At 31.1% G+C, this 7,534-nt stretch carries 5 protein-coding genes; all 5 read left to right on the top strand.

The features are described 5' to 3' along the window. Positions 1 to 3: 3 nt before the first annotated feature. The 5 genes from BKP57_RS05005 to BKP57_RS04985 are packed head-to-tail and all read left to right on the top strand — an operon-like array spanning position 4 to position 7,513. Positions 4 to 1,317 (top strand): beta-ketoacyl synthase N-terminal-like domain-containing protein, encoded by a 1,314-nt coding sequence (locus BKP57_RS05005; protein WP_072741099.1) that lies wholly within the window; start codon positions 4 to 6, stop codon positions 1,315 to 1,317. Between the two features lie 56 nt (positions 1,318 to 1,373). Then, the gene (locus tag BKP57_RS05000) at positions 1,374 to 4,406 is read left to right on the top strand and encodes an acyltransferase domain-containing protein (protein ID WP_072741098.1); all 3,033 of its coding nucleotides are present in this window, start codon (positions 1,374 to 1,376) and stop codon (positions 4,404 to 4,406) included. Positions 4,407 to 4,419: 13 nt separating this feature from the next. After that, on the top strand, positions 4,420 to 5,151 hold the full coding sequence (locus BKP57_RS04995) for a thioesterase II family protein (protein WP_072741097.1): 732 nt from the start codon (positions 4,420 to 4,422) through the stop codon (positions 5,149 to 5,151). Positions 5,152 to 5,162: 11 nt separating this feature from the next. Beyond that, on the top strand, positions 5,163 to 6,611 hold the full coding sequence (locus BKP57_RS04990) for a lyase family protein (RefSeq protein ID WP_072741096.1): 1,449 nt from the start codon (positions 5,163 to 5,165) through the stop codon (positions 6,609 to 6,611). Between the two features lie 14 nt (positions 6,612 to 6,625). After that, positions 6,626 to 7,513: a GHMP family kinase ATP-binding protein gene (locus BKP57_RS04985; protein ID WP_072741095.1), complete on the top strand. Its 888-nt coding sequence runs from the start codon at positions 6,626 to 6,628 to the stop codon at positions 7,511 to 7,513. The last annotated feature ends 21 nt before the right edge of the window (positions 7,514 to 7,534 follow it).

Here is a 7,534-nt window from a genome sequence, read left to right as displayed (position 1 = left end):
TAAATGAAAGATGAAGTTAATCATTGTAAAGCCCCCAACAATAACAACGATATCGCAATAATAGGGATAGGGTTAAGGTTTCCGGGTTCCGAAAATGCATTGGAGTTTTGGGGAAATTTGGCTAAAGGGAGAGATTTAATTTCAGACTTACCAATAAGTGGGATGTCTTACGATGTCGATAATTTAAGTGAAGAAGAAAGAGAAAGGCTAGTTCTCAGATACGGATATTTAGACAATATAGAATATTTCGACCCAGGTTTCTTTGGTATGAATATAAAACAGGCAGAGCAACTAGATCCTCAACAAAGACTATTCTTAATGTGTGCTTGGGAAGCAATTGAAGATGCTGGATATAATATAGATGATATCAAGTCAAGCACTTCTATTTATGCTGGCGGATCTGAGAGCGGGTATTCAAAAATTACTCCAAAATCTTCAGATGGGATGTCACAATTTCAGTCCGAGATGTCAACTATGAATAAATTTATTGCAACAAGAACTTCTTATACCCTAAACTTGAAAGGTGAAAGTATAGTAGTTGATACTGCCTGTTCGACATCGCTTACAGCAGTTCACTTAGCAAGTCAAAGCTTGTTGAATGGAAATTCAAATTATGCTCTCGCTGGTGCCTCGTGTGTGCAAGTGAACCAAGGAAATGGATATATTTATGAACCTAATTTTATTCTTTCTCCTGATGGAATATGCAGGCCTTTCGATTCGAATGCTGGGGGTACAGTTTTTGGTAACGGTGTTGGTATAGTACTGCTTAAGAGGGCGTCTGACGCAATAAAGGACAAAGACCCCATCTATGCAGTAATTAAAGGTATGGGAATGAATAATGATGGTAGTTCAAAGTTAGGATTTACTGCTCCTAGTTATGATGGTGTTTTTAAAGTAATTACTAAGACTCATAATGACTTCAACATTGATCCCAACAGTATATCTTTTATAGAAGCGCATGGTACAGGCACTTACCTTGGAGATCCACTTGAAGTATCTGTATATAATAATCTGTATAAAAACACTAAACAAAAATGTGCAATTGGATCTGTGAAATCGAATATTGGTCATACAGATTCTGTTGCAGGAGTTGCAGGTCTAATTAAAACAGCATTATGCTTGAAGCATAAAGAGCTAGTGCCAACTATAAATTATAACGAACCAAATCCGGAATGTAATTTTGATAAAGGAAACCTGTACGTTAATACAGAAAATAAAGAATGGATTTCAGAAGACAGCCCATTAAGAGCAAGTGTTACTTCACTAGGAATCGGTGGGACTAATGTATATATGATTCTTGAAGAAGCTCCAGAATAAATTTTATGATCAGGCAGCAGTTTTATTGTTGCCTGCTCATTTAAAGAGGTGATAGCATGAAAGAATTGAAATACTCTAATCATATAAGCGACTATCAAATAATCCCATTCTCGGCAGAATCATCAACTTCTCTATATTCATATACAAATAAATTGCTTAAGTTTATTAGTGATAAAAAGAATCAAAATATACTAAGAGACTTAGCTTACACACTTCAAATAGGAAGAAGGGATCATGGTTTCCGTACATCTTTAGTTGTAGAAGATGAAACAGAGTTATTTACTAAGCTAAAAAATTTAATAGATACACAACAAAATAATTTTAAAAGGGTCAGTCAGAAGTCTAAACCAAAAATTGCTTTTATCTACAATGGTCAAGGAAATCAATATATTGAGATGGGATTAGAGTTATATAATAAATTCCCTGCTTTTAGAAAGTCAGTTGATGAATGTTCAGATTTCATTAAATCACATTACCCGATTTCTTTTACTGAATATATGTTTAATCCTAAATATAAAAAAGAACTAAATAATATTCATATTAGTTCGGTTGCTTTATTTATTTTAGAATATGCAACTACACAGTTATATAAAACTTTGGGAGTAACTCCACATATAGTGCTTGGACATAGTTTAGGAGAATATACTGCGGCATGTATTGCTGGTAATTTCGAAGTAAAAGATGCCTTAAATTTACTAGTTTTTAGAGGGAAATTAATGGAAGGTAACCCTCTAAAAGGGGCATTACTTGCATTCAATGGAAACAAAGAACAAATAAATAAATTAGCAGAGAAATTCCCTGGTTACTTTGAAGTAGCAACTATTAATAGCCCTAATCAATATGTCTTATGCGGTCTAGAAAATAAAATATATGAGTTGAAAGGTTATTTGGAAAGCAAGAACATCTTGCATAGGGTGTTACCTTTAACAAGTGGATCGCATTCATCATTGATGAACAACATAGAGTATGAATTTTTCGATTTTTTAAATGAAAACATTAATTTTAATAAGTTAGATATCCCTCTAATTTCAAATTTAAGTGGAAAAGTAGTAAGTAAAGGGGATACCTTAGATTCGACTTACTGGTGCAATCATTTAAAAAGTACTGTCAACTTCTATGAAAGCACTCTTGAACTTATCAAAGAAAATGTAGATATTGCAATCGAAATTGGACCAACTAATACGTTAACTACATTAATAGAAAGTTATATTGATAAAACACAACTTAATATTTTACCCTCTATAATAAAAAATGAATCTAACGTAAAAGTTTTTTATAAAGCGATTAGTTCCCTATGGGAAATTGGCATAGATATAGACTGGAAAGCGTTAAACAACAATAACTTAAAAAGAAGAATTCACATTCCAACCTATGCATTTGATTTATCTTATTTTTGGATCAATGACCAAGTTAAGAAGAGAAAGAGCAGCATGAAAAAAAGTGAACTAAATAATAATAGGAATATATCACTGAAAAGATCAATACCTCCAACAAGGGAGCTGGTGAGTAAATTATGGTCGGAAGTTCTAGGTGTAAATACCATCAAGGATAGTGATAACTTCTTTGAGTTAGGAGGAGAGTCTTTACATCTTATACAAGTACAGTCATCCTTGAGAAGAAACTTAAATTTTACTGTAGACCTACAAGAATTATACAGACATCCGACATTTAAAGATTTAGTACATTACTTAACATCAAGGAATAAACCAGGAAATGAAAAATCAAATTTTAATAAAGACTATGAATCAGCTAACCAGATATCTCATATACAAAAAATGATTTTTAATTTACCGAACTTCTCTTCTAAAGAGTTTTTTTTAGGAGTCTCCTTAGAATGTAATAGGAAAGTTTCTATTGAAACATTAAAGAAAACTTATAAATTATTATTGGAAAAGCATAAGATGATTAGAGCCACATACAATTATGCTAATAATGGCAAGGTTTTTCGGTCATTTATACCAATGGAATATATCGACCTAGATATTATGGAGTATGATTTATCTCTGTCGGACGATATAGGCTATGATATAAATCAAGTTGAAAAAGCACTAGTAGAAAAAATAGTTTCAGAAAATCATCTTCTAAGTGGAATAGCACTAGTTAAATTAAACGATTATAACTATAGGGTGATTTGGGTAATTTCACATTTAAATTCTGATAGTTATAGTAGATTAATAATAGAAAGAGACTTTATAGAAACATATACCAATTTAAATGATAATGAATTTATTGAGAATAATAATTCTATAAATACAAATTCATATGACCATTGGATAGAAAAATGTAAAATTTATGCCAATAGTGATTTTGGTGAAAACGACCTCAATTATTGGAAAGAAATAAAAAGTAATATTAAAGATTGTAAAAGCTTAGTAGAAGATTTAGATGAACCGTATTCATTTAACAACCAGAGGATAGTAAAACTAAGATTAACTAAAGAACAAACCTATATATTAAAAACTGAACCAACTCGTTTTTATAAAGTAGGATTTAAAGAAGTTTTATATACACTAGTATCTAGGGCTTTATGTAGGTGGGGAAATAGTTCAAATATCGTATTTAGTGTTAATGGACATGGGAGAGAAACATCTATTTTCAATACTCCATTAGATTTAAGCGATACAGTAGGGTTTTTTGTGAATAATTATCCTTTTTTGCTTAAAAACATTAATTTGAATAAATTTGAAAAGACTTTGGAAGGGATCATTAAAGCGCAAAGTAATATTCCGTTATATGGTAATTCGTTTAATATCCTAAAATATATGAGGGAAAAACCAGATGCTTACGACACTTTCAAAGACTTCAATTTACCAGATGTTTTAGTAAATTACCAAGGTGATTCACAAAGCACAGATTCTGTAGACATTGAGTGGAAAAGGATTACAAACAATGTTTTAGAACAGCCATTAGATAGTACACCTCCTTATAAATTATCTATTTTAGGTAATATTGTAAACAATCAGTTAAATATTGAGTTTGTATATGTAAATAATTTTATTAAGGAGAAAACAATAAATAGACTTAAAGATATTCTAGAACAAGAAATCAACCAACTTATAACTCATAAAATAACTATAAATAACCATTAATAGGTGGGGTAGATTGGAAAACAATGTGTTTAAAGTCATTAAAAGCCCAACTAATAATCAAGAATTAATTTTCTTTCCTTTTGCCGGTGGATTTGCATATTCTTATAACCCTTTGTTTAAAGAAATTAAATCAGATTGGGGTATTGTTGCTGTTGAGCCACCAGGACATGGATCTAGCACATTACCAATAGAGGCTGATATAAATAATCTCATAAACTTTTACTATAAAGAGTTATCTGATTATATGCAAAAAAGCAATAATTCAATCTCTCTTTTCGGTCATAGTATGGGAGGAGCAGTGGTCATTGAACTAGCACGTAAATTGGTAGAAGCGGAATTTAATTTAGAAAATATAATAGTTTCTGGCTTACTGCCACCCCATGTAAAAAGAAGAAATTGTGAATTCCTAAAGTATACTGACGAAGAGTTTATAGAATATATGCTACTAACAGAAGGTTTATCGAAGGAATTAATGATGGAGGAAAAATTAATAGAATATATACTACCGATTTTTAAAAACGATATGTTATCAATGCAAAATTTTAAATTAAAAAACCATTATAACTTCAAATCACCTATTTATTTTTTAGGTGGATTAACAGATAAGATTGCTCCCTTTAATCACATGCATTATTGGAAAGGATATTTTGATAATGTGAATTTCTTCGAATTTCCAGGTGGGCATATGTTCCCCTTAAAAGAGAAGGCGCTTTTAAAAGATTTACTTAATATTCTAATGAACTAAAAGGAGGACTTATGAAAAAAGTAACCGGTCGTATTGACTCTCTACCTGATTCAGTTTTGATTGATGAAGTACTTTTACCACAATTCAATTTCGAATCTAATGAATTCCTTCCTTATTATATTAGAATCGAGGAAGCAATGCTAGAAGAATCACTAAAATTAAGCTTAATAAATAAGGATAGCTATTTAAAGATTAAGGAAGTACTTCAAACAATTACACCATCATTATTGTATGAAGAACTTACTCCAAGTATGTATGATATGTTATTCTCGATCGAAAGTTATGTTTACTCTCGAATTCCTTCAAAACAAATAGCGAAGTGGCATGTTGATAGAAGTAGAAACGACATTCAAGCAACAGCTCAAGTAATGTATGCTAAAGACCAACTTATTTCAGTTATTGAAAATTTATTGTTGTTAATAAAAAAAATACTTTTTTTAGCAAGAAATAATTTCTCCTTACCTATGCCAGGATATACCCAGTATCAAACAGCTCAGATTATTACTCCAGGATATTATCTATCGGGTATATTAGAAAGTTTACTAAGGGGTTCCAAGAAATTATTTCATGTATTTGACGAAATAAATAAGTGCCCAATGGGGGCCGGGGCTCTTTCAGGACTGGAAGTTGCTTGGGATAGAATAGAAATAGCTAAAAATTTAAGGTTTAGTAGACCCTACAGTATAGGTATAACAGGTATTGCTTCAAAAGAATGGCTCCTGAATATAACTAGTGAGTTTACTACTATTTCATTAGTTATAAGTAGGTTTATGACAGATTTATTGCATTGGGGAAGCAGTCAATACAATTTTATAACCCTCCCTGATAATATTTCTGGAATCTCTTCGGCAATGCCGCATAAGAAAAACTACCCTATTATAGAACGTGTCAGAGGGAAAACCGGTCATATTCTGTCTTACTTTAATGATTTTGCAATGTTACAAAGAAACAATCCCTTTACAAACCTCGTTGAAACAGGAAAAGAGGGGACTAAAAATATGCATCAAATGTTTATTGAAATGAAATCCATATTTAAGCTAAGCAATATAATTGTTGAAAACTTAAGTTTTAATAGTTCAGTAATGAAGAATATTTGTGAGAAGGATTTTTTAGGCGGATTCTCTTTGGCAAATTATTTGACTTTGAATAAAGAAATACCAACTAGAATGGCTCATGTAATTACAGGAAAGTATATTTTAACAATGATAAAACAAAAAAGAACACCATCTGATTTGTGTGAGAGAACACTGCAGAACATTTGTGAAGATAATGGTTTTTCAGTCTCCTTTGAAAAAGATATTCTAATGAAATTATTTTCTGTGGAATATAATTTAAATAAAAAAACTGATGGCTCGACTAATCCAGATGAAGTACGATCCAACTTGGATAAGCAATTAATTATATTAGATTCTCTCAAGGAAGAGCTATATTTGAGGAAGAAACATTCATTTCAAGATTAGAGGGAAGTGATCAGATGCAAGTAAAAACTGGAAATATTGTTGAGAATTTAGTTGGAGTTGGTAAATCTAGCGGAACTTTTGGAGAATTGTTACAAGGGGTGACCACCAATAATAAGAACTTTTTGGTTACACTCCCAATTACTCTAAACTCTGAAACAACTTTTACATCTATTAGAGATTATTCGGATATAATCACTTTTCCTAGTTCCAAAATAAAAGCAAAGACACTTGCTTCTAGGATACTGAAAAAACACAATTTACCCATCGGAGGCGTTTTGGATATAAAAAGTAATATTCCTATTGGTAAAGGGTTAGCAAGTTCCTCAGCTGACTTAGTTGCCACTGCAAGAGCAATTAGTAACACTTTTAATCTAAATCTATCAAATATAGAATTACAAAGTTTATTGAAGGATATAGAGCCAAGTGATGGTGTAATGTATGATGGGATAGTTTCTTTTCAGCAAAGGGAATGTCAACTACTTGATCAAATTGGGTCAATAACTAGATTAACTATAGTAGCTATCGACGAAGGCGGCCAAATAGATACGGTTAGATATAATAAATACAAATCACCTTTCTATAGTAGAGCAGAAAAATTAGAATATGAGTTTTTACTAGAGAGTTTATCTAAAGGTATACGGAAAAGGGATTTACAATTAATTGGGAAGATAGCTACTAAAAGTGCAATTTTGAATCAAAAGCATAATCATAAAGCTTATCTTGAAGAAGTTATTTTTATTTGTAATCAAGTTGGAGGATTAGGTGTTGTAAATACGCATAGTGGTACTTATTTAGGGATTTTATTATCTCAGGAATGTGAATATTATAACGAAAAATTAGAAATCGTTTACAACCATTTAAGAAAAATAAAAGAAGATGTATATATTTTCCATACAATGTAAGTAATTATTTTTACCAATATA

The organism is Virgibacillus sp. 6R, assembly GCF_001895305.1.
In the GTDB taxonomy this organism is placed as follows: domain Bacteria; phylum Bacillota; class Bacilli; order Bacillales; family Amphibacillaceae; genus Virgibacillus; species Virgibacillus pantothenticus.
The sequence above is the reverse complement of the archived record's forward strand: the minus strand, read 5'-3'. Positions and strand labels throughout refer to the sequence as shown.